17 protein-coding genes, 2 tRNA genes and 1 pseudogene are annotated in these 26414 nt (G+C 40.7%); 11 read left to right on the top strand and 9 right to left on the bottom strand.

Going from position 1 to position 26414, the window contains the following annotated elements:
* Positions 1 to 188 precede the first annotated feature (188 nt).
* Entirely contained in the window at positions 189 to 2624 is a 2436-nt protein-coding gene (locus tag FIM44_RS04675; RefSeq protein WP_140579251.1) for a TonB-dependent receptor domain-containing protein, read from the top strand.
* Between the two features lie 235 nt (positions 2625 to 2859).
* Positions 2860 to 4404 (top strand): outer membrane beta-barrel protein HofG, encoded by a 1545-nt coding sequence (hofG, locus tag FIM44_RS04670; protein ID WP_140579250.1) that lies wholly within the window; start codon positions 2860 to 2862, stop codon positions 4402 to 4404.
* Between the two features lie 577 nt (positions 4405 to 4981).
* On the opposite strand, the gene alpB is transcribed toward hofG, so the two are convergent.
* The 8 genes and pseudogenes from alpB to FIM44_RS04630 all read right to left on the bottom strand — a co-directional run bounded on the left by alpB (position 4982) and on the right by FIM44_RS04630 (position 17267).
* Positions 4982 to 6583, bottom strand: coding sequence for a Hop family adhesin AlpB (gene alpB, locus FIM44_RS04665; protein ID WP_140579249.1), 1602 nt, complete (start codon positions 6581 to 6583; stop codon positions 4982 to 4984).
* 21 nt (positions 6584 to 6604) lie between these two features.
* Positions 6605 to 8158 carry a Hop family adhesin AlpA gene (alpA, locus tag FIM44_RS04660; protein ID WP_140579248.1) on the bottom strand — a complete coding sequence of 518 codons (1554 nt, stop codon included), beginning with the start codon at positions 8156 to 8158 and terminating at the stop codon, positions 6605 to 6607.
* Between the two features lie 805 nt (positions 8159 to 8963).
* The gene (locus tag FIM44_RS04655; protein ID WP_140579247.1) at positions 8964 to 10994 is read right to left on the bottom strand and encodes an ATP-dependent helicase; all 2031 of its coding nucleotides are present in this window, start codon (positions 10992 to 10994) and stop codon (positions 8964 to 8966) included.
* Positions 10988 to 12148, bottom strand: a complete 1161-nt coding sequence (locus tag FIM44_RS04650; RefSeq protein WP_194148695.1) for an Eco57I restriction-modification methylase domain-containing protein — start codon at positions 12146 to 12148, stop codon at positions 10988 to 10990. The genes FIM44_RS04655 and FIM44_RS04650 overlap by 7 nt, the downstream gene beginning before the upstream one ends.
* Positions 12117 to 12739 (bottom strand): annotated as a pseudogene (locus tag FIM44_RS04645) (restriction endonuclease). Before FIM44_RS04645 ends, FIM44_RS04650 begins: the two are co-directional and overlap by 32 nt.
* Positions 12740 to 12790: 51 nt before the next feature.
* Positions 12791 to 14608 (bottom strand): flagellar hook protein FlgE, encoded by a 1818-nt coding sequence (locus tag FIM44_RS04640; RefSeq protein ID WP_140579244.1) that lies wholly within the window; start codon positions 14606 to 14608, stop codon positions 12791 to 12793.
* Positions 14605 to 15678: a flagellar hook assembly protein FlgD gene (flgD, locus tag FIM44_RS04635; protein WP_140579243.1), complete on the bottom strand. Its 1074-nt coding sequence runs from the start codon at positions 15676 to 15678 to the stop codon at positions 14605 to 14607. Before flgD ends, FIM44_RS04640 begins: the two co-directional genes overlap by 4 nt.
* Positions 15679 to 15728: 50 nt before the next feature.
* Positions 15729 to 17267 (bottom strand): flagellar hook-length control protein FliK, encoded by a 1539-nt coding sequence (locus FIM44_RS04630; protein WP_140579242.1) that lies wholly within the window; start codon positions 17265 to 17267, stop codon positions 15729 to 15731.
* 382 nt (positions 17268 to 17649) lie between these two features.
* On the opposite strand from FIM44_RS04630, the gene pta reads away from it, so the two are divergent.
* The 6 genes from pta (at position 17650) to hypD (ending at position 23080) form a co-directional block, all read left to right on the top strand.
* The gene (gene pta, locus FIM44_RS04625; protein WP_140579241.1) at positions 17650 to 19209 is read left to right on the top strand and encodes a phosphate acetyltransferase; all 1560 of its coding nucleotides are present in this window, start codon (positions 17650 to 17652) and stop codon (positions 19207 to 19209) included.
* Positions 19210 to 19220: 11 nt separating this feature from the next.
* Positions 19221 to 20426, top strand: coding sequence for an acetate kinase (locus FIM44_RS04620; protein WP_140579240.1), 1206 nt, complete (start codon positions 19221 to 19223; stop codon positions 20424 to 20426).
* 10 nt (positions 20427 to 20436) lie between these two features.
* Positions 20437 to 20736 carry a cupin domain-containing protein gene (locus FIM44_RS04615; protein ID WP_000784746.1) on the top strand — a complete coding sequence of 100 codons (300 nt, stop codon included), beginning with the start codon at positions 20437 to 20439 and terminating at the stop codon, positions 20734 to 20736.
* Positions 20737 to 20985: 249 nt separating this feature from the next.
* Entirely contained in the window at positions 20986 to 21714 is a 729-nt protein-coding gene (gene hypB / locus FIM44_RS04605) for a hydrogenase nickel incorporation protein HypB (RefSeq protein WP_000003589.1), read from the top strand.
* On the top strand, positions 21714 to 21950 hold the full coding sequence (locus tag FIM44_RS04600; RefSeq protein WP_000335476.1) for a HypC/HybG/HupF family hydrogenase formation chaperone: 237 nt from the start codon (positions 21714 to 21716) through the stop codon (positions 21948 to 21950). The genes hypB and FIM44_RS04600 overlap by 1 nt, the downstream gene beginning before the upstream one ends.
* 17 nt (positions 21951 to 21967) lie before the next feature.
* Complete coding sequence (gene hypD, locus FIM44_RS04595) at positions 21968 to 23080, top strand: hydrogenase formation protein HypD (protein WP_140579239.1); 1113 nt, start codon at positions 21968 to 21970, stop codon at positions 23078 to 23080.
* On the opposite strand, the gene FIM44_RS04590 is transcribed toward hypD, so the two are convergent.
* Complete coding sequence (locus tag FIM44_RS04590) at positions 23031 to 23552, bottom strand: hypothetical protein (RefSeq protein WP_140579238.1); 522 nt, start codon at positions 23550 to 23552, stop codon at positions 23031 to 23033. The two genes, hypD and FIM44_RS04590, sit on opposite strands and share 50 nt — an antisense overlap.
* Positions 23553 to 23635: 83 nt before the next feature.
* Here FIM44_RS04590 and FIM44_RS04585 point away from each other — a divergent pair.
* The 3 genes from FIM44_RS04585 to babA all read left to right on the top strand — a co-directional run bounded on the left by FIM44_RS04585 (position 23636) and on the right by babA (position 26258).
* Positions 23636 to 23710: transfer RNA gene (locus FIM44_RS04585), tRNA-Gln, on the top strand.
* Between the two features lie 18 nt (positions 23711 to 23728).
* Positions 23729 to 23805 (top strand) — tRNA-Met (locus FIM44_RS04580).
* 233 nt (positions 23806 to 24038) lie between these two features.
* Positions 24039 to 26258, top strand: coding sequence for a Hop family adhesin BabA (gene babA / locus FIM44_RS04575; protein WP_140579237.1), 2220 nt, complete (start codon positions 24039 to 24041; stop codon positions 26256 to 26258).
* The last annotated feature ends 156 nt before the right edge of the window (positions 26259 to 26414 follow it).

Raw genomic sequence — 26414 nt, 5'->3', positions numbered from 1 at the left:
GGGGTTTCTTAAGGGGGTTAAGGGGGACATTATCGCAAAATGCCCCCCTATCCCCTTAAGGAAATGAGTTTTTATATTATAAAATAAAGTAACCGAGAAAAATCTTTCTCTAAAAATAATACTTTTTTAGTTATAATAACAATTTTGTTTTTTCAAAAACAATAATTATAATAAGTAGGATTTTAAGAATGAATGACAAGCGTTTTAGAAAGTATTGTAGTTTTTCTATTTTTTTGTCCTTATTAGGAATGTTTGAATTAGAGGCTAAAGAAGAAGAAAAAGAAGAAAAAAAGACAGAAAGAAAAAAGGATCAAAAAAAGAACGCCCAACACACTCTAGGTAAGGTTACCACTCAAGCGGCTAAAATCTTTAATTACAACAACCAGACAACTATTTCAAGTAAAGAATTAGAAAGAAGGCAAGCCAACCAAATCAGCGACATGTTTAGAAGAAACCCCAATATCAATGTGGGCGGTGGCGCGGTGATAGCGCAAAAAATTTATGTGCGCGGTATTGAGGACAGATTGGCTCGGGTTACGGTGGATGGCGCGGCGCAAATGGGCGCAAGCTATGGGCATCAAGGCAATACGATTATTGACCCTGGAATGCTCAAAAGCGTGGTGGTTACTAAAGGGGTGGCTCAAGCGAGTGCGGGGCCTATGGCTTTAATTGGCGCGATCAAAATGGAGACTAAAAGCGCGAGCGATTTTATCCCTAAAGGTAAAGACTACGCCATAAGTGGGGCTGCCACTTTTTTGACCAACTTTGGGGACAGGGAAACCATTATGGGCGCTTATCGTAACCATCATTTTGATATGCTTTTGTATTACACGCACCAAAATATTTTCTATTATCGTGATGGGGATAATGCGATGAAAAATCTTTTTGATCCTAAAGCGGAGAATAAAGTTACAGGAAGTCCTAGCGAGCAAAACAATGTGATGGCTAAGATCAATGGTTATTTGAGCGAAAGGGATACTTTAACGCTCAGTTATAACATGACCAGAGATAACGCTAACCGCCCTTTAAGAGCGAATTTTACAGGCACTTTTTTGCCCTATTCTTGCGGTGATTTTAACGCTTTCCCTAACGAACAAAACCCTGATGATTGCTTGTTTGAAAATGACGCCAGTTTGTTTAAAACTTATAGCGTCAATTTAGTGCATAACATGAGTTTGAACTATGAAAGAGAAGGGGGGAGTCGTTTTGGTGATCCTAAATTAAAAATCAATGGTTATACAAGCGTTAGGAATGTCCAAATTGATCCGCTTTTTAGGCCTAACGATATAGCAACTATCATTCCTTTCACCCCAAAACTTGGCGAAGAAAATGAATGCGTGGCGCAAGGGGGTATTTATGACGCTCTTAAACAAACTTGCTCCATCACTTTTAAAAGCCTTGGAGGAGGTTCTGTCGTTGCTAATAAAAATTTATTCATCATCAATTCCGGGTTTAATGCGAATGTGATCCACACCATAGACCATAAGAATGACAATCTTTTTGAATACGGGTTGAATTACCAAAACTTAACCACTTTTGATAAAGCGATCCCTAATAGCGAATTAGTCAAACCCGGCGATGCCCCTGACGCATGCTTAAGGGTTATGGGCCCTAATGATCCCAACATAAACGGGCGCTGCCAAAGGAATGGCGCTACGGCGAATGTGGTTGGGGTGTATGTGCAAGCGAATTACACCTTGCACCCTATGGTAACTTTAGGGGCAGGGACTCGTTATGATGTCTATACTTTAGTGGATAAAGACTGGCAATTGCACATAACCCAAGGGTTTAGCCCTAGTGCGGCTTTAAATGTCTCGCCTTTAGAAAATTTGAATTTCAGGCTTTCTTACGCATATGTAACCAGAGGCCCTATGCCTGGAGGTTTGGTGTGGATGCGTCAAGATAATTTGCGCTACAACCGCAATTTAAAGCCAGAAATTGGGCAAAATGTGGAATTTAACACCGAATACAGCAGTCAGTATTTTGATTTCAGAGCCGCCGGTTTTGTCCAATTGATTTCTAATTACATCAACCAATTTTCTTCAACGCTTTTTGTAACCAACTTGCCCGCGCAAGATATTATTTATGTGCCGGGTTATGAAGTTTCAGGGACGGCTAAATACAAGGGCTTTTCTTTAGGCTTGAGCGTGGCGCGATCATGGCCTTCTTTAAAGGGGCACTTGATCGCTGATGTGTATGAATTGGCGGCTACGACCGGCAATGTGTTTATTTTAACGGCAAGCTATACAATCCCACGCACCGGCCTTAGCATCACTTGGCTTTCACGCTTTGTTACGGATTTGAGTTATTGCTCTTATAGCCCTTATCGCAACGGCCCTACGGATATTGACAGACGGCCTAGCAATTGCCCTAAAACGCCCGGGATTTTTCATGTGCATAAGCCCGGCTATGGGGTGAGCAGTTTTTTTATCACTTACAAGCCTACTTATAAAAAACTCAAAGGGTTGAGCCTGAACGCGGTGTTTAACAATGTTTTTAACCAACAATATATTGATCAAGCAAGCCCGGTGATGAGCCCTGATGAACCCAATCAAGACAAATACGCAAGGGGCATGGCAGAGCCTGGCTTTAACGCTAGATTTGAAATTTCTTATAAGTTTTAATATGGGTAGCGGATCTAATCAACAATAAAACATTCTTTAGAAGTAACAAATATATGATTTTAATCCTTTAATTTTAAACCAATTTACAATAAAGGGTTATTTTTTGTAAAATTTTGTAAAATAAGGTTGTGGGTTTTAATTAATATTTTAACTTCATGCTATTTTTTTTTTTTTTTTTGATTATAATTATAATCTCAACAAAAAAGATCATACAATTAAAATTAGGGAGAGTTTAGTGAGGCAAGAAAAGTATTTTTTGACTTCTTCTTTATCGCTTTTATCGTTTTTATTGTGTCCTGTAGAAGCTTTTGATTATCGGTTTAGTGGTCGTGTGGAGAATTTTTCTAAGATTGGTTTTAACAATTCTCAAATCAATACTAAAAAAGGGATTTATCCTACTGAAAGTTTTATAGATATTGTAACTTTAGCGCAAGTCAAAGTCAATTTACTCCCTAAAGGCACCGAAAACCATAGGCTCTCTTTCTCTTTGGGTGGGGCGATTGCAGCCATTCCTTATGATAAGACCAAATATTATATTAACCAAGCTAATGGGAAGATTTTTGGCTCAATTGTAGAGAATTTCATTGGGGGCTATCATGGATACTTTTTCAATAAGTATCTTGGCCCTGCTTATGCGGGGACTTCTCAATCAGCGAGCTATCATGCAAGACCTTATGTGGTGGATACCGCTTTTTTACGATACGATTACAAAGATGTTTTTGGGTTTAAGGCGGGGCGTTATGAAGCGAATATTGATTTTATGAGCGGATCGAATCAGGGGTGGGAAGTGTATTATCAGCCCTATAAGACTGAGACGCAAAGGTTAAGGTTTTGGTGGTGGAGTTCTTTTGGGAGAGGTTTAGCGTTCAACTCTTGGATTTATGAGTTTTTTGCGACAGTGCCTTATTTGAAAAAGGGAGGCAATCCTAGTAACAGCAACGATTTCATCAATTACGGTTGGCATGGGATCACCACGACTTATTCTTATAGAGGTTTAGACGCTCAATTTTTTTATTATTTTGCGCCTAAGACTTATAACGCTCCTGGCTTTAAGCTGGTCTATGACACGAATAGGAATTTTGAAAATGTAGGCTTTCGCTCTCAAAGCATGATCATGACAACCTTTCCTTTATATTATAGGGGGTGGTATAACCCAGAGACAAAAACTTATAGTTTAGAAGACAGCACGCCTCATGGCTCGTTGTTAGGGAGGAATGGCGTTACTTTAAATATCCGCCAGGTTTTTTGGTGGGATAATTTCAACTGGTCCATTGGCTTTTATAACACCTTTGGCAATTCAGACGCTTTTTTAGGCTCTCACACGATGCCAAGGGGTAATAACACTTCCTATATCGGTAATGAAATCTCCGTAACGACTAGGCATGCCGGAATGATTGGCTATGATTTTTGGGATAATACGGCTTATGATGGGCTGGCTGATGCGATCACTAACGCTAACACTTTCACTTTTTACACTTCTGTTGGAGGGATCCATAAGCGTTTTGCATGGCATGTTTTTGGGCGCGTCTCTCATGCGAATAAAAATGCACTAGGGCAGTTGGGGAGGGCTAATGAATACTCCTTACAATTCAATGCGAGCTATGCGTTCACTGAATCAATCCTTCTTAACTTTAGGATCACTTATTATGGGGCTAGGATCAATAAAGGCTATCAAGTAGGGTATTTTGGAGCGCCCAAATTCAATAATCCTGATGGCGATTTTAGTGCTAATTACCAAGACAGAAGTTATATGATGACCAACCTCACGCTGAAGTTTTGATTTTCAATCACAGCAAGTTAAAAAACACTTCAAGGCATTTTTTAAAATATGAGTATAAAAGACCTTGTGCAAAGCTAGCTTTGTGAAGCGCCCAACCGCTAAAGCGATTGGGCTTCCTGAGATGTTGGGGGGAGAGTTTGGTTCTTGTTTTGTGTCCCTAATGGATTTTACAAAGTTTGATCTCTCTTATAAAGGCGTAACTTTGCACGCTTCCTTGTGCTAGATGCAAATGTATGGGGGTGTTATAACAAATTAGCGGTATTCATTCCAAACGCTAAAGATGTTTAGGATTTCTGCTTGGGGGTTTTAAAAGCAGTTTTCTTGGGTTAGGGGAACGCCTTTAGCGTTTGATCCCTTCACAAAATAAAAGAGCTTTGAAGCGCTAAAGCTTTTTAAAAGTTTTTAATAAAGCGTTTTAAAATCTCAATAAGCCTTGAGCGTTAAGCTTTTTGTGAATGCTAGCTTTTAATCAAGCGTTCCTAGGGGGTTAATCCCCATTATTGGATAAGGATTTTGGGTTGTTTTAAAGTGGGGGTTAAATGGTTAAATCAAAGCCTATAAAAGGCCTTGAGCTTTTTTAGAAGGCGTAGCCATAGACCCAATACACGCTATAAGGGCGGAAGTATTTCACTTCAGCGCCACCAGCTTTATAGTAAGTGTTGTAAATCGTAGGGATTTGCACACCGATTTCTATAGAATGCTGGTTATGGCTTTTCAAGTCTTTTTTCAAGATACCAAAGTTCATGCGTAACCCCACATCAAACAAGAATTGGAATTTTGTCGCTGTAGGTCTGCTCGCAAGCTGAGGGCTGTTTCTTAGCGTGCTGATGTAAGTGTCCCCTGCGAGTTGGATCCCCCCAAAGAAGCCCGCATTAAGACTTCGGCTACCAAAAGAGCGGCTAAACACATTGTAAAGCACATCAGTCCCCACCCCATAAGTGAGCAGATTGACTTGATTGTAAGTGGGGCCATTACCCACGCCCGCACCATTATAGCTGAAGAAGCCGTAGTAGCGTAAGCCCACATTCTTGTTTTCCCCGAAGAATTGCTTATAACCGATTTTAGTGATAAACCCGTTAAACGCATTCACTTGAGAGCTGTTACCGGCAGCGAAATTCCCAAGCCATGGGTTAGCTTTAAGCTCGTTATTCAAAGCGGTAACTTTAGCCAAAGTGTTTGTGGTGTTGTTTAATAGTTGGGTAGAGCGCGCTTGATCAATATTCCCGCCATAGCTCACTTGATAGCCGGTTGAATTGCTGATGTTAGCGTTGTTGGCTAGCGTTAAAGCGTTTTGAGAATTACTGACGATGTTTTGCACCAAGCTAGTGAATTCCTTAGCGCTCAAATCATTCCCGGCGTTAGCCGAGTTGAAAACATGTTGCGCTAAAGCGGCGTCCAAAAACGCTGCGGCAGCCCCGCTATCACCGCTTGGCCCCATAGTGATTGAAGCTTGCTTTAGGATATAAGCGATTTGTTGAGCGGTAACACCACTATTCCCATAAGCTTGATTGGTGTTGTTTTGAAAAATCCCACCCGCTTGGTTATTGGCGTTTAAGAATGAGTTCATGTAAGTCAAATAAACGCTAGCGGTGTTAAGCTCACTGAGCTGATTGGAGAGATTTTGGCTCGTGGTGTTGTTATTGCCTTGGAAGATATTCTTGTTGATGTTTTGACTCAAAGTTTTGATAGAGCTAACCATTTCGTTATAAAGAGCCAGATTGCCTTGGAAACAAGGGCTAGTAGAACTAGTAGTAGCGGCAGCAGTGGTCGTACCACCATTACCACTACCATTATTAGTAGCACCACATTGATGGATACGGTCAGTGTTCAAAGTGGGATACAAATCAATCAAATTGCCTAATTGGTTCATAAAGAGGTTGCCCAAAGTCCCGGCGACATTGCCTCCTGTGCCTGCAATATTGATATTGGTGTTGTTTGTCGTATTAGAGTTTAACAAGCCGGCTAATTCTTCGGCTTTGATTTTACCCGGGTTTTTCACTTGTTGGACCACCTGACCTAATTCATACCCAAAGGTCATAAAGCCCCCATCTTCTTCAGCGCCCACTGGATTGAAGCTCAAGCTTAACGCTAGGCTTAAAGGGGCTAAGAATCTTACTTTTTGAGATTGTGTCATTAAATTTTCCTTAATCATTTTGAATGGCTTTAAATTTTGTTTCATGTTTGTCTCTTCCCCCCTTTCTTAGAATGAATACCCATAAGACCAATAAACGCTATAAGGGCGGAAATACTTCACGGTAGTCCCTGCTGATTTGTAATAAGTGTTATAAATCGTAGGCACCACTACGCCAAATTCCACCGTGTGCTGGTTGTGGCGGTTGGATTTCCCGTCCAACTTACCGAAGTTCATCCTCATGCCGAAGTCAAAGAGGAACTGGAAGTGCGTGTTATTGATTTTGCCGTGCAATTTCACATTGGGGTCATCTCTGAGCGTGGATTGGAAGGTCTCACCGGCTAATTGGATACCGCTAAAAAAGCCCATATCCACAGAGCGGTTTTGATAGGAGCGGCTAAAGATATTATACAACACATCAGTCCCCACCCCATAAGTGTATAACCCTACATTATTTTGAGTGGATCTAAAGCCCACGCTCGCTCCGTTATAAGAAAAGAAACCATAATAGCGCAAACCGATATTCCTTTTCTTCCCGAAGAATTGCTTATAGCCTATTTTGGTGTAAAACCCGTTCAAAATATTCGTCGCACGGCTGTTCCCGGCTCTGAATTGGGGCAAGTAAGGCATGCTTTTTACCTGATTGTTGAGCGCATTGATTTTATCCAAAGTTACTTGCGCATTATAAAGAGCGTTAGGGAGCTGACTAGCGCGCCCTTGCACAGCGTTAGCTTGGTTGGAATTTATCCCGGCATTATCAACCGCACTCCCGCTAATGGTGTTTTTAGTGAGCTCGTTATAAACCAATTGAGATTGATCAATAATGCCTTGCACCAAGCCTGTAAAAACGGCTGAATTGAATTCCTTATTCCCAATGTTGGCGGCTACGGCAGAGTTGAAAGCTTCTAAGAGCAATTCATCTTGCTTGAGCAAGTTCGCTGCGTTATTGAGGATATTTTGTTGGTTTTGAAGGTATTGGATGGCTTGTTGAGAGTAAGTTTGACCATCTGAACCAGTCGCACCACTAGTTCCACTAGTAGTAGCAGTCCCATTCTTCTCTAAAGCCTTATTCATCGCGTTAAAAAACACATTCCCCGCGTTCAAGTAGGTGAGCTGTTGTTGCATGTTGGGGAAATTGGTGTTCGTGCCGTAGTTAGTCTGGCTGCCGATCGTGCTTAAAATCCTGTCAGTCAAGCTAGGGAGCCAGTAATAGCCCGCAGCGGTGCAAGCGCTTTGAGTGTTAAGAATTGAGCCACCAGCCGTCCCTGCAGCCGCGCAAGTCCCACTGCCTACCGCACCACTTAAAAGAGCGTTCGCGGATACATCGTTACTATTGAGTTTCGTGGGATACGCCCCTAAAAGCGAATAAAGGTATTGGGAGAAAGCGTTACTCAACGCCCCTGCGACATTGCCTCCGGTGTTGTTGTTTAAAATGTTGTTCGTTACATCAGCGTTAAGCTCTCTAGCGAGTTCGTCGCTTTTAGCGCCGCCTGGGTTTTGGACATCTTGCATGACTTGTCCGAGCTGATAACCGACGGTGAAAAACCCTCCATCATCTTCGGCATAACTTATGCTAGCGCAAAGGGCTAGACTAAGAAACAGCGTTCTATTTTTCTTTATCATGATTTTCCTTATCAATGGGATGCTCCTTGATTGAGTTTAAATTTGGGATTTAGTTACATCAAAGCTTGTAAATAATATTTAGTAATACAAATTGTTAGATGTAATTGTGATATTTTCACATAAGAAAAGTTAAACTAACCTTAAAAATCCCCTTAAAACCCCCTTATAAAGGAAATAAAGTTACAAGCATTGGAGCGTTTTTTACAAAAAAAAAAAAACGGGATTTCAACGGAATTTCATGGGGGGATTAGCCTTAAATTTTGGGGTTTTACAAAACGCTTTTTGGCATTCTTTAGTTTTTTAAACTATAATCACGCCAACGCAAATAATCATTTTAAGTTATCTCTTTTGTTGTGAAAATTTGGAGCATGTTAGGGTTTGGGGTAATAGCGGGTGGTTACCCCGAAAGGAGATAACCAACTATGAGATTATTATTAGTAACAACGCCATTATACTAAAATTTTGGCTCTAGCGCAAGCTAGAGCTAAAATCTATGGTTGCTAGCGTTTTCTTGTATCCCACAAAATCCCACTATAATACTCAAATGATATGACATGGTAGCGTTCTAGTGTTAAGCGGATTTGGAGCAATTAGTTTTGAGCTAATGGGTTGGGAGATTGCAGTGGGTGGCACTCCGTTAGGAGGCACTACCATGAAAGTCATTTTTATAGCGATAGTTTTAGTGGTAATCTTAACACAGCCACTTTATTAAAAACAAGCTCTTAAGAGTTCCTAGCTCTTAGGGGCTTAACTATCGCTGTAATCATATCATTTTCTGCTTAAACAAACAATACAAAAATCAATTTTATTTTAAATCAGGTTTCAAAAGCCCCGCTTCATACAAAAACACCGAAGGCTTATGCTCTTTAGGTTTGGCGTTTTCCCTCAATTCGTTTTTCGCGTAAGAAAGCCATAAATTTTCCTTAGCCCTTGTGATAGCGACATAAAAAAGCCGCCGCTCTTCTTCAATGCCCCCTCCGGTATTCATGAGCTTGTGGTTAGGGAAACGGCCCTCCATTAAATCTATAATATAAACATCTTTAAATTCTAAGCCTTTAGAAGCATGCACGCTCAATAAATTCACGCCCTCACCTTGCGTGGCTTCACTAGAGCCTATTAAAGTGCCGTTTAAAAAACGCCCTAAATTTTGGTAATTTTTCGCCAAAGAACTCAGCAAGTCCATTTTTTCATTGAAGCGTTTTTGTGCTTGGAGTTTTTTAAATTCGTTATAAGAGCCGTCCTTATTTTTGGAGCGCTCTTTTAAAAGGCGTGTTTTAAAGGTTTGAAAAAACGCGCTTTCTAGAATGTGTTTGATTAAAGCGCTAGGGGAATGGGTAGGGGCTTTGGTATAAAGAGTGAAAAAATCGCTAAGCATTTTAGCCCCATTGAGTGAGATTTTAGGGTGCATCAACACCGGGTGCGAATGAAACGCTTTATCTATCACGCCATTAAACCTTGAGCTGTTTTCTAGGGCAAAAATTTCTTCAAAAAGCCCCATAGAGGTGATTTCTTTTTTCTTCGTGTAAATTTTGGCTTCTTTATCAGGCTGAGTTAAAGCCAATTTGAGATCGCCATTGCCTAAAAGCATTAAGGCCTCATGAATGTCTTTAGCGGTGTTAGAGCCAATATCGCTGATACAGCTTAAAACATGAATGGCTGCCATAATGTCTTTAGAATTAAAGATGAGCGCGCAAATATCTAACGCTAACGCCACTTCTTTGGATTCAAAAAAGCTCGCGCTCCCTTTTCTTTTGCTTGGCACATTGTGGGATCTTAAAGCGGCTTCTAATTGATCCGCGCTCGCGTTATTCCTAAAAATCACTGCCACTTCTTTAAAATTCTTTCGCATGACAATGCGTTTAGCGATGTCTTGGCATTGCGTAATATTGTCGTTGTAATTTAAAAGCACAGGTTTATTGAAATGCCCTGATTTCACCACTTCTAAATTTTTAGGGTAAATGCGCTCGTTGCGCTGTATCACTTGATTAGCGAGATCTAAAATCTCTTTAGAAGAGCGGTAATTTTTGGTGAGCGTGAAAACCCGGGCGTTTTTGTATTTTTGAGTGAAATTAGAAATGATAGAAATATCCGCCCCATTAAAAGCGTAAATGCTCTGATCGTAATCGCCCACGCAAAACAAACTGGGAGGGTTGATAGCGTCTAAAATGGATTCTTGTAAGGGGTTGGTGTCTTGAAATTCATCGCAAAGCACTTCTTTATAAGGGCTAGGTCTTTCTAGCATCGCTTTTTTAAACAGCAGTAATAAGTCGTTATAGTCCATATAATTATGCTTTTTTTTGGTGTTTTCAAACTCTTCTAAAATGTTTTCATAAAAGGCGGCGTATGGCGTGTGTTCAGGGTTTTTATGAGAAAGCCATGCGCTAAAATCTTCTTGTTTTAGAGCGTTGGTATAAAGAGAATAGAGAGCGTAGAGATGCTGTGGAGTGTAGGGCTTTTTATCGTCATCTGTTAGCGCGTTTTTAGTATCCACAATGCTTTCTAAAAGTTTCCTCAATTCTTTAGGTTGCTTTAGGCTTAAATTAGGGTAATGCTCTTTTAAATAGCGATACGCCACCGCATGGAAAGTGCCCGCTTCAATTTTGGAGCTTGATTTAAAATATTTAGCCACCCTAGCAATCATTTCATTACTCGCTTTATTAGTGAAAGTCAAAAGCAAGATTTCTTCAGGCTTGATGCCGTTATCAAGCAGGTATAAAATGCGCCCCACAATCGTAGAAGTCTTTCCTGTGCCAGCGCTCGCAATCACTAAATTATACCCTTTCAAAGCCTTGGCCGCTTTTAGTTGCTCAGGGTTTAATTGCAAAGTTTCTAACAAGTTTCATCCTCATTTAAAAAGTCTTTAGGCAAAAGAGCGTTTTCTAAAGAGCGTTGCGAAAACAAAAAACGCCCGTCGCACACAAAGCCTAATTCTTGCCAGTTGATAGCGTTGAGTTTGTCGCAGAGGTTTTGTAAGTCCAGGTTTTGGTCATAAGGGAATAACGCTAAAATAGAGCCGTCATAATTAGGGCATTGGTGGATAAAAAAGGGGTTTTTTTGGTGCGTTTTGGTGTTGACATAAATGCGTTTTTTAGGGGATATGTGATGCATTCTCCCCCATTCAAACCAATTACTTTCATTGAATTTTTTAATCTTTCTTTGCATCAAGCTGTCTTTATGCTGGAGTAAATAATCATTAGGCTTATTGACAAAAACCATTTTTTCTAAAACATGGGTTCTTTTGGTGATTGAGGTGACAAATTCTAAATTCCCGTATTTTTCATTTTTAAAAATCTTATCGCACCCGCTCACTGCCCCCACTTTAACCTTAAAAACCTCGCTCAATTTTTGCGTGTAAGATTGGTTGAGGAAATACAAAATGCCTTTTTTGCACAAAAATTGCAAACCATCGTTGGTGATTCTACTGAAATTGCCTTTATAAAAACGAAAAATCACGCAATTAGGCATGGCGTTTGGGAAAATTTTTTGATCGCCTAATTCAAAAAAATGCGTTATCGTGCCTTCTTTGTAAATCCATTCGTTTAATTTCACGCTGGAAGTGGATTTTAAAAAATCCCTTGGGGTGATGAAAATCAATTCGCCTTTAGGTTTTAAATGCCTGATCGCTTTTTCTATGAAAAACAAGTATAGGTTACTCCTTTCATCAAAAAGGCTATAATGGAGTTTTTCTTTAGCGCTTGGCGCAATATCCTTGTGCTTGACATAAGGCGGGTTGCCAATAATGGTGTCAAATTGATTTTCTAAAGGGTAGTCAAAAAAGTCCATGCAAAGGGCATTTTTAGGGCAGATTTTAGGATCGATTTCAATCCCTACAGCCTTTTTTAAGCGCTTTAAAAAACTCCCATCGCCCGCGCTTGGCTCTAAAACACTCCCTTGATTGTGTTTGAGAGTGAGCATGAAATCCACTATCTTTTTAGGGGTGAAAACCTGCCCTAAAGTTTTAATATTTAATTGATACAAAAAACCCTCCAAAAAATTCTCTTAATAAATATTAGCTCGTAACTTAACGCTTTTGGCTAAAGCGCTTAAGATGGAGTTTTTACTTTCAATAAAGTTTCTTTGAACGATTTCTCTGTTGTTATCCCACTTGCATTGGAAGGGCAAGTTATTGGGTTGGAGGGTTTGAATACCTTTTAAGGAATTGATAAAAATATCTTTAGGATCGTTTTTGTTGATAATTAAAAAATAATAGTCTCTGTCGGTGTTTTTGCCTAAGTCTTTATGCAGTTTTTGAAAGTATTTTTCCCATGCAATTTCGTTATTGAAAGTCGGTAATAAGCCACACAACGCATAATAAATCCCTAATTTACAATTAAGATTGTCAGCGGTTTTTGTGGTGGTGGTTTTAATATTAATAGGATAAAAAATATCGTTTTCTTCAAAACTAAAATCCCACCACTCTCTGGCTTTTGGTAGTTGGATAGGGAAAGAATGTTTGATGGTGTTTAAAATTTCTTCTTCATTGACCGATGAATTTAAGCGTCCATCCTGTAAGGGTTGAGACAAATGATAAGGGTTTGTTTTTAAAAATTTTGCAATTTCATTAAGCTGTGTGGGTATCATTAAATATCCTTATTAAAAAGGATATTTTACCACACTCCTTATTTTAGCCCCTTATTTTTTCAAGCTAATAGCTTCTTTGATCATGTCATCGCCCGCGCCAAAGGCTCTAGCGTTCATAGAATAGCCTCTTTGCATTAAAATGAGATTGGTTAGGGCGTTCCCGGCATTCACATTGCTCGTTTCTAAATATTTATGCCTGATTTTCCCAAACTTGAGCTTGCCCTCTTCATCCCACCCTAAAATGGGGTTACCGCTTAGGGGTCTGTTTTCGCCATTAATGGTGCCTTCTTGCATTTCATAGAGATTACCGCCGATTTTTCTCAAGCCCTGATCGTTAGTGAAAGCTAAAATACCGATGCGAGCGACCGGCTCTACCACCCCGTTACTAAAGGCTAGAGAAATCACGCCGTTTTCTTCAATGCGCATGTCTCTAAAAATGCCCCTAGGCTTGCCGTCTTGACTCGCTTCTAAGAGTTTAGAGTCTTGGTAAGACAAATCGCTAGAATCATGGTTTTCGCTTTTATCTAAAGAGTAGGTGAGCTTATTGCCTTTAAAGTCCAAAGTCATGGGGGCGGATTTCATCTTGTGCGTGGCTGAATCAAAGCCGACAATTTCCCAAGTAGGATCATTGATAGGGGTTTTGTTTTTGGGATCCACGATGTAGCTTTTCACTTCCCAAGTTTGGTTTTTCCTTTTACTCGTGGGGCTTGATGTGGGATCGTTGGAATTGGTCATGTAATATTCGCTTTGGAGCAAGTATTTATCCCCGGCTTTATCATAAATATCCACTTCTGTGCTGTAATAAGGGATTTTAATCGCCACTGAATCCCTGCTGATGCCCTTTTTTAGTTCCATTCCGTCCGCTTTCAAGCCCAATTTATCCGCAATGCCCCCACTCAAGCTAAAGGCGATAGGCGTTTGGCTAGGATTAGCGATCTCTAATAAAAGGGGGGGGCTTTTGGCGTCTTTTTCGCTTTTGATGAGGTTTAAGTCTAGCCCGGTTTTTTCTTTAAGGAGTTTTTGCAAATCGCCTAAAGTTTTGAATTGGTTTTCGCCTTTTTCAGCGTCCCCATAAGTGAAAACAAAATCCTCTTTTTTGCCATCTTCTTTTTGGATACTGACGTTTAATTTGCGATTAGTGATCGCGTCTATTGGCTCGTTATCGTCATTCGCTAAAGCGTTAATATCCTGGTTTAAAAAACGCTCTTTAATGATCTCGCCCTTGTCGTTTAAGAAAAAATCTTGTGCGCCTTTTAAATGGTCTTTAGGGTTTAAATTCACGCTAATACCCACTTTCGTGCTAAGCACGGGCTGGTAAGTCAAATCTTGGGGGATTTGTAAGGGCGAAAGGGTGTTGCCATGCAATTTTTCAATGTCTTCATCTCTAGCGGTGGAATTGAGCGTGCCGTCTTTGATTTTTTTCAAATCAATCCCATAGACATAATAGCCCTCAGGGGTTACTAAATAGCCATCAGCGTCTCTGGCGAAATTACCGGCACGCGTGAGAAAATTATCCTGTTTCTTGCTAAAGCCGTCTTTATTAATGGTCATTTCCCCATTTTTATTGGGCCCTATCACAAACCAGCCCTTGCCTTGATACGCCATGTGGAATTCCCCCTCACTTGGCATGTATTCGCCGTCTTTATTAGAAAGGACATTGCCTGAGCCTGTAACGCCGTAATTTCGGTCATTAGCCACAACGGATTTGGCGTTCAAAGCGTCTAAATGCGAAGAAAACAGGGTCTTAAACTCCGGATCATTGGAGCGATAGCCTAAAGTATTGACATTGGCAATATTATTGGAAAGGCTGTCAATACCAAACTGGTGGGTCTTAATCCCGCTATAAGCGTTTAATAAGGTGTCGTTCATGCTGTCTCTTTAGGGGGGGTTTGGGGTTTTTGATCAAGGGGCTTTTGATCAAGTGGTTTTTGATCCGAGAGTTTTTGATCAAGCGGTTTTTGTTCAGAGATTTTCTGTTCAATGGGTTTCTGTGGTTTTTGTTCAGAGAGTTTTTGAGGCTTCTGATCAGAGAGTTTTTGATCAAGCGGTTTTTGTTCAGAGATTTTCTGTTCAAGGGGTTTCTGTTCAATGGGCTTTTGATCCGAGAGTTTTTGATCAAGCGGTTTTTGATCCGGTTTGTAAAACTCTATCGCGCTGTCTATGGGTAAAATCATTTCGCCCATTCTTAACATGGGCTTGCCTTTATCAAAAATCACGCTTTCCACTTCGCCCCTACCAATACGCGTTTGCAAATACTGCTTGCTTTGAGAGTCTAAATTGTATTCAGCCTTGATCTTGTAATTGCCTTTAGGGACTTTTTCGCCCTTTTCGTTCAAGCCGTCCCATTCAAAATTAATATACCCCTTTTGCCCGTTATAATCTTTTAAAGGAATCGTTTTGACTAATTCATTGTTTTCGTTTAGGATTTGAATCGCTGGCACTCCTTTAGAGGCGTCAATTTTTTCATCAAAAAAGAGCGAAAAAGAAAGCTTGTTATTGCCATCAAAATTCGCCCCACTCACATCGGTTTCAGCGATTTTGCCTATCATGCTCACAGAATTAAGGGCGCTTACTTCCCTTAAAGCGTTATTCGCTTTCAAGCTATCGTCCATGCCCTTATTCAAGTTTTCCATGGTGTCTTTTAAAGCGCCTTGAAAGTCTTTTAAAGATTCGTTAGTTTCTTTATTGGATTTCATCGCACTGGCGACTTCTTGCATGGTTTTTTTGTTTTCTTCTTGCATTTCCACTTGCGTGAGCTGCGCAGTTTGGGTGATGATTTTATCCGTTTCCATAGGAGCGGTGGGGTCTTGATTTTTCAATTGCTCTAAAAAGAGTTTCATGAAAGCGTTTTTATCCAACCCGTTAGCGATCGTGGGCTGCTCTTTTTTCCTTTCTTGCGCAGCTTTAGCCCCTGTAACTTCTGCTAAATCAATGGCCATGATCTCTTCCTTATTAAAGATGTCTTATTATAGAGCAAACTCGCTTAAAATCACGCATAAAGAGTGATTTGCATGCTCGTTTCTTGGTTTTCATGGTCTGTATTCTCTTGGTAGCTTTTTAGGGCGTTTTCTTTTAAGGGGGTTGATTCCTGCTCTTTGAATAGCTCTCTTAGTTGCTCTTTGGGTTGCTCTTTAGAAGAATCTTGCGAAAAGCTCAAATCCACCCCTTCAAAGCCTAAAGCGTTCAGGCTGTTTTTGAGATCCTGTTGGTTGTCCAAAAAGGTTTGTAGGCTGTTGTTGTGAGAAATCACGCTCACTTTAAGGTTTTTACCCACTTTTTGAATAACCACTTCAACCTTGCCCAATTCCCTAGGGAATAAATCCATAGAGATCCTGCTCATGGGGGGTTTGTATTCTTGGATCTCTTGCTTTAATTGTTGGGTGAAATGCTTGATCGTCTCTTTAGGGGTAACGCTTTTATTCTCGCTTGTCTTATCGCTAGCTTGGGTGTTTTGCGCGTTTTGAGCGCTGTTACTAGCTTCTTTAGTTTTTTCTTTATTATCGCTTACTTCTTTAGTTTTTTCTTCTTTTTCTAGGGGCGTTGGAATATTATCGTTAGGGGGGTTAGCTCCTATTAAAGGCATTAAAGGGGGCGTTTTAAGAGAGATTTTAGGGGCATTTTCTGGCACTATACTTGGGGCTGTAGTTTGAGTTTTAGTTTGGGTTTTTTCTGACTTTTTTTTAGAAAGCGTTTTATCCCTTTTAATGGCGTTCATCTGTAAAGCTTCCTTTAAAGGGGGCGTTTTTTTTTCATTATTTTGGGGGTTTGCGTGTTCTTTATTGTGCGGTTCTTTTTTTTCTAAGGATTGCAAAACGCTAGAAAGGTTGGCGGTATTTTTAGCGTCGTTCTTTGCAAGGGTGTGGTTAGTGGGCGTTTGCGTTGTTTTCAAAGCAAGATGATCGCTCGCATTTAAGGGGGTTTTATTTTCTGGGGTCGTTGCCGCTTGAATGTTGCTAGCGTTTAAATCATGCTTTTGGCTGAGCGTTTGGATGTCTTTAAGGGTTTTTGGCTCTTTAGCGTTATGGGTTGGGGTGGTGGGGTTTTTGATAGCGTTATTAGTGCGGTTAGTGGGGGTTATAGGGTTTTTATTAGGCAAGTTTGTTTGATGAGCGTTAGAAGCAACTTCGTTAGGCTTTTTTTCATTCTTGTTTAAAGTTTCGTTAGGGGTTTTGGGGTTAGTTTCATTAGCCTCATGGGTTTCATGTTGAGTCTCATGTTCGGCTGTTGTTTTTTGGTGGTTGAGTAAATCTTTTAGGGTAGGGGCTTGTTGGTCTTTAGCGAGGTTTTGAGCGTGTTGGTGGTTTAGGGTAGGGGTTTTTTCAAGTGCTTTAGCGTCTTTTGGCGCGTCTTTTAACGCGCTAGGATTTTCTTTAGGGGTGGTTTTGTCTTTAGAGATCTTTTGGTTTAAGATCTTACTGAAATCCTTTGATGCGCTTTTAGGGGCGTTTTTGGTGTCTTTAACTTCGTTTTTCGCCCCGCTGTTTAAAGCGTTTGCGTTGGTGTGAATGGGATTAACAAGAGATGGCATGACTATCCTTTAAAACAACTCTTTTATTTTACATGGTGGGAGTCAAGCAAAAAGAGTTCCTTAACTCTGTTTTCATTGAATATTCTAAAATCTTATTTTTAATCTTTAAAAAATTGGTTTTTAAAATTTTGTTTTTATGGTAAAACTCACTTCCTTAAGGGGATAGGGGGTATTTTGCGATAATACCCCCTTAACCCCCTTAAGAAACCCCCTAACCCGAGAAGACCGCTTTTTTAATAAGCTATCACTTGACTAGCGCTAAGCTCTTTTATCATTGTGTGGTAAAAAATGCTAAAAGCATTTTACAAAATCATGGTTTCGTTTAGGTTTAATTAAATTTTGCTACAATTAAATAAAAACGATGATTTTAAGGGAGATTGGCATGCAAAGTTTATGGATTTACCCAGAGGATACCGAAGTTTTAGGGGTTGCTTGTAAGAGCCTTTTGAAAGCGCTAAAGTCTCGTTATCAAAAAATCGCCTTGTTTTCACCCATTAATGGGGGGTGCGAGGGCTTGGGGGAGTGTGAGAGCCTAAGCACTTTAGGGATCCATAGTGCCATAGACAAACAAAAGGCTTTAGAGCTTGTAAGCACCGCTCAAGAAGAGTTACTATTTGAAACGATTCTCAAACGCTATGATGAATTACAAACCACGCATGATTTTGTCATTAATTTAGGGTATGCGCCGAAGTTTTTCTTAAACGCTCTTTTAGATTTAAACACCATTTTAGCCAAGCATTTAAACGCTCCTGTGGTGGCTGTTGCGCAAACGAGTTTGGAATATTTGAAAGCCATGCACTCTCATATTCTCAAAAAAGAAGCCCCTTTCGCTATAGGGTTATTTGCGGGCGAAACGCTTGAAAAACCACATTTTTTAAGCACGCCTCTTTGTAAGCAACAATGCGAATTAGAAGCGAGCGCGATTGAAAATTTGTTGCAAACAAAAAGCGAGATTATTACCCCTTTAGCCTTTCAAAGGAGCTTGGAAAAAAAGGCTAAAAAGCAGATTAAAAAAGTCGTTTTACCCGAGAGCGAAGATGAAAGGATTTTAAAAGCCGTGCATCGTTTGAATTTAATGGGTGCGGTGGGGTTGATTTTATTGGGCGATAAAGAAGCCATTAACTCCCAAGCGAAAAATTTGAACTTGAATTTGGAAAATGTAGAAATCATCGATCCCAACACTTCGCATTATAGAGAAGAATTCGCTAAAAGCTTGTATGAATTGCGAAAATCAAAGGGATTGAGTGAGCAAGAAGCTAAGCAATTGGTGTTGGATAAAACTTATTTTGCGACCATGCTCGTGCATTCAGGCTATGCGCATGCGATGGTTTCTGGGGTCAATCACACCACCGCTGAGACCATTAGACCCGCTTTACAAATCATCAAAACCAAGCCTGGCGTGAGCCTGGTTTCAAGCGTGTTTTTAATGTGTTTGGACACTCAAGTGCTAGTCTTTGGGGATTGCGCGATTATCCCTAACCCTAGCCCTAAAGAATTAGCCGAGATCGCTACCACTTCCGCGCAAACCGCCAAACAATTCAATATTGCGCCTAAAGTGGCGATGCTTTCTTATGCGACAGGAAATTCCGCTCAAGGCGAAATGATAGACAAGATCAAAGAAGCCCTAACAATCGCGCAAAAATTAGATCCCCAATTAGAAATTGATGGCCCTTTACAATTTGACGCTTCCATTGATAAAGGCGTAGCGAAGAAAAAGATGCCTAACAGCCAAGTGGCCGGGCAAGCCAGCGTTTTTATTTTCCCGGATTTAAACGCCGGGAACATCGCTTATAAAGCGGTGCAACGGAGCGCTAAAGCCGTGGCGATAGGGCCTATCTTACAAGGCTTGAACAAGCCCATTAACGATTTGAGTAGGGGTGCTTTAGTGGAAGATATTATTAACACCGTTTTGATTAGTGCCATTCAAGCGCAAGATTATTGATAGGAGAAATGATGGAAATTTTAGTGTTGAATCTGGGCAGTTCGTCTATTAAGTTTAAGTTGTTTGACATGAAAGAAAACAAGCCCTTAGCGAGCGGTTTGGCCGAAAAAATCGGTGAAGAAATAGGGCAGTTGAAAATCAAATCGCATTTGCACCATAACGATCAAGAATTAAAAGAAAAGCTTGTGATTAAAGATCATGCGAGCGGGCTTTTAATGATTCGTGAGAATTTGACGAAAATGGGGATCATCAAAGATTTCAATCAAATTGACGCTATAGGGCATCGTGTGGTTCAAGGGGGGGATAAATTCCATGCCCCGGTCTTAGTGGATGAAAAAGTCATGCAAGAAATTGGCAAGCTTTCTGTTTTAGCCCCCTTACACAACCCGGCGAATTTAGCCGGTATTGAGTTTGTTCAAAAAGCGCACCCCCATATCCCTCAAATCGCTGTTTTTGACACCGCATTCCATGCCACTATGCCCAATTACGCCTACATGTATGCTTTACCTTATGAATTGTATGAAAAGTATCAAATCCGCCGTTATGGTTTCCATGGGACTTCACACCATTATGTGGCTAAAGAAGCGGCGAAGTTTTTGAATACCGCTTATGAGGAATTTAACGCTATCAGTTTGCATTTAGGGAACGGCTCAAGCGCAGCAGCCATTCAAAAGGGTAAAAGCGTGGACACTTCTATGGGGCTAACCCCTTTAGAAGGCTTGATCATGGGCACAAGGTGTGGGGATATTGATCCTACCGTGGTGGAATACATCGCACAATGCGCTAATAAAAGTTTAGAAGAAGTGATGAAAATTTTAAACCATGAAAGCGGTTTGAAAGGCATTTGTGGGGATAATGACGCCAGAAACATAGAAGCCAGAAAAGAAAAAGGCGATAAGCAAGCCAAGCTCGCTTTTGAAATGTGTGCTTATCGTGTTAAAAAGCATATTGGGGCTTACATGGTGGCTTTAGGGAGGGTGGATGCGATTATCTTTACAGGGGGATTAGGGGAAAACTACTCGGCTTTAAGAGAGAGCGTGTGTGAAGGATTAGAAGATTTAGGGATCGCTTTGCACAAGCCCACCAACGACAATCCGGGCAACGGATTAGTGGATTTGAGCCAGCCTGATTCTAAAGTTAAGGTTTTACGAATCCCTACTGATGAAGAGCTAGAAATCGCTTTACAAGCGAAAGAAATAGTAGAAAAATTAAAATAAAGGTTGTTTGATGAAAATGGTTCATTTTTTAGAGGGCGTTCATTTTGAAAAGCTCCACATTGAAGCGTTGAGTGAAAATTCTTCCAATAAGGAAATCCGTATTTGCATGCCCAAAGGAGCGATCCTAGACAAACACAAGGCCCCGGGAGCTATCAGCGTGCAGGTTTTAGAGGGTAAAATCATTTTTGAAGTAGAAAATGAAAAAATAGAAATGCCAAAGGGAGCGTTAATCAGCCTAGAAGCCCAAGTTTTGCATCGTTTGGACGCTTTAGAAAATAGCGTTATAAGGCTATCTTTAAGCAAAAAATAAGGAAAATGAAATGATGAAAGTTGTTTTATGAATACTTGGTATTTGCTTTTAACCATAATTTTATTAATCATCATCTGGAGGATTATTAGGTTAGTTTTAAAAAATAAAGACGACAGCAACGAAAGGGGTTAAAATTAGGCGGATTTTCTGATCTAAAAAAATTAGCCAAAAAGATAAAAAAAGCCGCTAAATCATAGCCGTTTAATTAAGCGCGCTACGATACGAAAATTTTAAAAGAAAGGAACAAGCATGAGCGAACAACGAAAAGAATCTTTACAAAATAACCCTAATTTGAGTAAAAAAGATGTCAAAATCGTGGAAAAGATTTTGAGCAAGAACGACATTAAAGCCGCTGAAATGAAAGAACGCTACTTGAAAGAAGGGCTGTATGTGTTAAATTTCATGAGTTCTCCAGGCAGTGGTAAAACCACGATGCTAGAAAACCTAGCGGATTTTAAAGACTTTAAGTTTTGCGTGGTGGAGGGCGATTTGCAAACCAATAGAGATGCGGACAGATTGCGTAAAAAAGGCGTGAGCGCACACCAGATCACCACCGGCGAAGCGTGCCATTTGGAAGCGAGCATGATTGAAGGGGCGTTTGATTTACTCAAAGATGAGGGAGCGTTAGAAAAAAGCGATTTTTTAATCATTGAAAATGTGGGGAATTTGGTTTGCCCTTCAAGCTATAATCTGGGAGCGGCGATGAATATCGTTTTACTCTCAGTCCCAGAGGGCGATGATAAGGTGCTAAAATACCCCACGATGTTCATGTGCGCAGATGCGGTAATTATCAGTAAAGCGGATATGATTGAAGTGTTTAATTTCAGGGTTTCTCAAGTCAAAGAAGACATGCAAAAATTAAAGCCTGAAGCGCCTATTTTTTTAATGAGCTCCAAAGACCCTAAAAGCTTGGAAGATTTTAAAAATTTCCTTTTAGAAAAAAAGCGTGAAAATTACCAATCCACGCATTCGTTTTAATGTGTTTAGCGATCCCTTCTAAAGTCATAGCCATTAATAATAATGTGGCGCTTTTAGAAACTTTAGGCGTTCAAAGAGAGGCGAGCTTGGATTTAATGGGCGAGTCTGTTAAAGTGGGCGATTATGTGCTGTTACACATCGGCTATGTGATGAGTAAGATTGATGAAAAAGAAGCCCTAGAATCCATTGCACTTTATCAAGAAATGATCGCCAAAATGAACGAAACGCATGAATAAATGCATGAATAAAAACAATGAGCGTTGATCACCTCATTTCGCCCTTTAGAGACAAGCAAACCATTTTAGCGCTCTCTAATGCAATCAAAAAACTCGCCTCCAAACTTGAAAAAAAATTAGTCATCATGGAAGTGTGCGGAGGGCATACGCATTCTCTCATGAAATACGGGCTTTTAGATTTGATGCCTGAAAATTTAGAGTTTGTGCATGGGCCAGGGTGTCCGGTATGCGTGATGCCACGAGCGCGCCTTGATGAAGCTTATGAACTCGCCACGATCAAAGACAGCATCATTTTAAGCTTAGGGGATATGATGAAAGTCCCAGGGAGCTATGGGAGTTTGATACAAGCCAGAGAAAAGGGGCTGGATGCGCGCTTTTTGTATTCGCCCATGCAAGCTTTAGAAACCGCTAAAGAAAACCCGCATAAAAAAGTCATTTATATTGCGATCGGTTTTGAGACCACAACGCCCATGAGCGCTAGCGTTTTATGGAACGCCAAAAAAGAAAAAATTAATAACCTTTTTTTCCACATCAACCACATTTTAGTGCCGCCCAGCGTGAGCGCGATTTTAAACGATCCAGCATGCCGAATTAACGCTCTTTTAGCCCCTAGCCATGTGAGCGTGATCAGCGGCGCTCAAATCTATGCCCCTTTAATTGATCGCTTCAAACTCCCCATTGTTGTGAGCGGTTTTGAGCCGGTGGATATCTTAGAAAGCGTGCTGATGCTCATCAAACAAGCCTTAAAAAAAGAAGCCAAACTAGAAATCCAGTATAAAAGAGCGGTTAGCTATGAGGGGAATGTGAAAGCGCAAGAGTTAGTCAATGCATGCATGGAAGTTAGGGAAAATTTTGAATGGAGAGGTTTGGGGAATATCAAACATTCCGCTCTAAAACTCAAAGAAACATTCGCCTCTTTTGACGCTGAAAAAGTCTTTAAAGAATATTTAAGCCACAAAGCCTCTAAAGAAAACAAGGCATGCAAGTGCGGGGAGATTTTAAAAGGCATCGCTAAGCCCCTAGATTGTGCGCTATTTGCCAAAACTTGCACCCCACAAAACCCGATCGGCAGTTGCATGGTCAGCTCTGAGGGGGCGTGCGCGGCGTATTATCGTTACAAGCGCGTTTGAGCTTTAAAAATTGCTTTTTAGTGAAATCGCTCAAACCTTCGCAATTGACATCCACGCTTCTAGGGGGTTTTTCTTTTTTTACAACCGGTTTTTGATAAGCCCTTTTTCTCACGCCCGCCTGGATTGCCTTAAAATCAAAAGGGTGATTCAAGGCTTTTAGGGTTTTTTGCGTTTCTTTAAAATGGGCTTTTAGGGTGTTGGTGTAATAGTCTTCTTCTATTTTAAAGGCTTTCAAATAGCTAGGGTGCGTGAAATAGATTTTTAGGATTTGATTTTCTATTTTAGCGTATCTAAACCCATGCTTTAAATCCCCTAAAGCTTGAGAAACATAACGCTTGATCGCTTCTCTTCGCTTGAGTTGGAGTTTTAAATTTTTAAACGCAGACATTTGAGCGATTTTTTTAAAAAGCAAAAAGGTTTCTTTCTTTTTGAGGTAGCGTTTGTAAATGAGGGGGTCAAATCCGTTTTCCATGATGAAATTATAGCATTTAGCTTGACTTTTTTAAAAAGCTTTTGTATAATGCTTCTTTTATTTTATATTTGTTGTTTTTTTGTTGGGGTGTCGCCAAGCGGTAAGGCACCAGGTTTTGGTCCTGGCATTCCGAGGTTCGAATCCTTGCACCCCAGCCATTTTTCCTTATTTTTTGGCGCGGAGTAGAGCAGTCCGGTAGCTCGTTGGGCTCATAACCCAAAGGTCAGTGGTTCAAATCCATTCTCCGCAACCAATCTTTTTTAAAAAATCCCCCCTATCTTTTTAAACTATCCCTTTAAGAAAAGGATTTTTAACAAAACACTACGAAACGAAACAAAACGCATTAAAAACAAAAAATGACAAAATTTTTAAGAAAATGACAAAAAAAAAAAAAACGCTTTTATGCTATAATGCTACAAATACATTCCAAATGTCCAATGAATGTATGAAATCCCTAATACTAATCCAATTTAAAAAGGAGAAAACATGAAAAAACACATCCTTTCATTAACTTTAGGCTCGCTTTTAGTTTCCACTTTGAGCGCTGAAGACGACGGCTTTTACATGAGCGCAGGCTATCAAATCGGTGAAGCCGCTCAAATGGTGAAAAACACCAAGGGCATCCAACAGCTTTCAGACAATTATGAAAACTTGAGCAACCTTTTGACCCGATACAGCACCCTAAACACCCTTGTCAAATTGTCCGCTGATCCGAGCGCGATTAATGCGGTGCGTGAAAATCTGGGCGCGAGCGCGAAGAATTTGATCGGCGAAAAAGCCTCTCCGGCCTATCAAGCCGTGCTTTTAGCGATCAATGCGGCGGTGGGGTTTTGGAATGTCTTAGGCTATGTTACGCAATGCGGGGGTAACGCCAATGGCCAAAAAAGCACCTCTTCAACCACCATCTTCAACAACGAGCCAGGGTATCGATCCACTTCCATCAATTGCAATTTGAACGGGTATAAGCCTGGATACTATGCTCCTATGAGTATTGAGAATTTTAAAAAGCTTAACGAAGCCTATCAAATCCTCCAAACGGCTTTGAAACAAGGCTTGCCAACGCTCAAAGAAAACAACGGCAAGGTCAATGTAAACTATACCTACACATGCTCAGGGGAAGGGAATGATAACTGCTCGCCAGAAACCACAGGTGTAGGCAAACAAAACGGCGGAACCAAGACGGAAACTCAAACCATAGACGGCAAAAGTGTAACCACCACGATCAGTTCAGAAGTCGTCCAACCAAATGATGGGGGGGCAGCCTACACCAAAATCACTAACACATTAAACGGGGTGCCTGATAGCGCTCAATTCTTGTTGGCGCAAGCGAGCACGCTCATCAACACCATCAACACCGCATGCCCGTATTTCCATGCTAATAATAGTGGTGAGGCTAATGCCCCAAAATTCACTACTACTACTGGGAAGATATGTGGCGCTTTTTCAGAAGAAATCAGCGCGATCCAAAAGATGATCACGGACGCGCAAGAGCTAGTTAATCAAACGAGTGTGATTAACAGCAATGAACAATCCACCCCGGTAGGCGGTAATAATGGCAAGCCTTTCAACCCTTTCACGGACGCTAGCTTCGCGCAAGGCATGCTCGCTAACGCGCAAGCGCAAGCCAAAATGCTCGATTTAGCCCATCAAGTGGGGCAAACCATTAACCCTAGCAATCTTACTGGGAGTTTTAAAAATTTTGTTATAGGCTTTTTAGCCACATGCAACAACCCTTCAACAGCTGGTACTGGTGGCACACAAGGTTCAGCTCCAGGCACAGTTACCACTCAAACTTTCGCTTCCGGTTGCGCCTATGTGGAACAAACCATAACGAATTTGAACAACTCCATCGCTCATTTTGGCACTCAAGAGCAGCAAATACAGCAAGCCGAAAACATCGCTGACACTTTAGTGCATTTCAAATCTAGATACAGCGAATTGGGCAACACTTATAACAGCATCACTACCGCGCTCTCCAAAGTCCCTAACGCACAAAGCTTGCAAAATGTGGTGAGTAAAAAGAACAACCCCTACAGCCCGCAAGGCATAGAAACCAATTACTACCTAAATCCTAACTCTTACAACCAGATCCAAACCATCAACCAAGAACTAGGGCGTAACCCCTTTAGGAAAATGGGCATCGTCAGCTCTCAAACCAACAACGGCGCGATGAATGGGATCGGTATCCAGGTGGGTTATAAGCAATTCTTTGGGCAAAAAAGAAAATGGGGCGCTAGGTATTACGGCTTTTTTGATTACAACCATGCGTTCATCAAGTCTAGCTTCTTCAACTCGGCTTCTGATGTATGGACTTATGGTTTTGGAGCGGACGCTCTCTATAACTTCATCAACGATAAAGCCACTAATTTCTTAGGCAAGAACAACAAGCTTTCTGTAGGGCTTTTTGGCGGGATTGCGTTAGCGGGCACTTCATGGCTTAATTCTGAGTATGTGAATTTAGCCACCGTGAATAATGTCTATAACGCTAAGATCAACACCGCTAATTTCCAATTTTTATTCAACATGGGGGTGAGGATGAATTTAGCTAGGCCTAAGAAAAAAGGTAGCGATCATGTGGCTCAGCATGGGATTGAACTAGGGCTTAAAATCCCCACCATTAACACCAATTACTATTCTTTTATGGGGGCTGAACTCAAATACAGAAGGCTCTATAGCGTGTATTTGAATTACGTGTTCGCTTACTAATGTTTGGCTCTTTGCGAAACTCCCTTTTTAAGGGGTTTCTTTAAGGCTTTTCTTTAAACCCTCTTTTTTGAAGCCTTTCTTTTTTGAAGCCTTTCTTTTTTAAAGCCTTTCTTTTTTAAAGCCTTTCTTTTAAACTCTTTCGTTTTTGAACCCTTT

It is taken from the genome of Helicobacter pylori, from assembly GCF_006440215.1.
Classification (GTDB): domain Bacteria; phylum Campylobacterota; class Campylobacteria; order Campylobacterales; family Helicobacteraceae; genus Helicobacter; species Helicobacter pylori_CS.
The sequence above is the reverse complement of the archived record's forward strand: the minus strand, read 5'-3'. Positions and strand labels throughout refer to the sequence as shown.

Bases quoted from the DNA above. Each gene is read 5' to 3' on its own strand.
- hypD (WP_140579239.1), top strand. From the start codon at position 21,968: ATGAGCGTTGATCACCTCATTTCGCCCTTTAGAGACAAGCAAACCATT.
- FIM44_RS04615 (WP_000784746.1), top strand. From the start codon at position 20,437: ATGAAAATGGTTCATTTTTTAGAGGGCGTTCATTTTGAAAAGCTCCAC.
- FIM44_RS04675 (WP_140579251.1), top strand. From the start codon at position 189: ATGAATGACAAGCGTTTTAGAAAGTATTGTAGTTTTTCTATTTTTTTG.
- alpA (WP_140579248.1), bottom strand. From the start codon at position 8,158: ATGATAAAGAAAAATAGAACGCTGTTTCTTAGTCTAGCCCTTTGCGCT.
- pta (WP_140579241.1), top strand. From the start codon at position 17,650: ATGCAAAGTTTATGGATTTACCCAGAGGATACCGAAGTTTTAGGGGTT.
- FIM44_RS04640 (WP_140579244.1), bottom strand. From the start codon at position 14,608: ATGAACGACACCTTATTAAACGCTTATAGCGGGATTAAGACCCACCAG.
- babA (WP_140579237.1), top strand. From the start codon at position 24,039: ATGAAAAAACACATCCTTTCATTAACTTTAGGCTCGCTTTTAGTTTCC.
- FIM44_RS04620 (WP_140579240.1), top strand. From the start codon at position 19,221: ATGGAAATTTTAGTGTTGAATCTGGGCAGTTCGTCTATTAAGTTTAAG.
- alpB (WP_140579249.1), bottom strand. From the start codon at position 6,583: ATGAAACAAAATTTAAAGCCATTCAAAATGATTAAGGAAAATTTAATG.
- flgD (WP_140579243.1), bottom strand. From the start codon at position 15,678: ATGGCCATTGATTTAGCAGAAGTTACAGGGGCTAAAGCTGCGCAAGAA.
- FIM44_RS04630 (WP_140579242.1), bottom strand. From the start codon at position 17,267: ATGCCATCTCTTGTTAATCCCATTCACACCAACGCAAACGCTTTAAAC.
- FIM44_RS04590 (WP_140579238.1), bottom strand. From the start codon at position 23,552: ATGGAAAACGGATTTGACCCCCTCATTTACAAACGCTACCTCAAAAAG.
- FIM44_RS04600 (WP_000335476.1), top strand. From the start codon at position 21,714: ATGTGTTTAGCGATCCCTTCTAAAGTCATAGCCATTAATAATAATGTG.
- hypB (WP_000003589.1), top strand. From the start codon at position 20,986: ATGAGCGAACAACGAAAAGAATCTTTACAAAATAACCCTAATTTGAGT.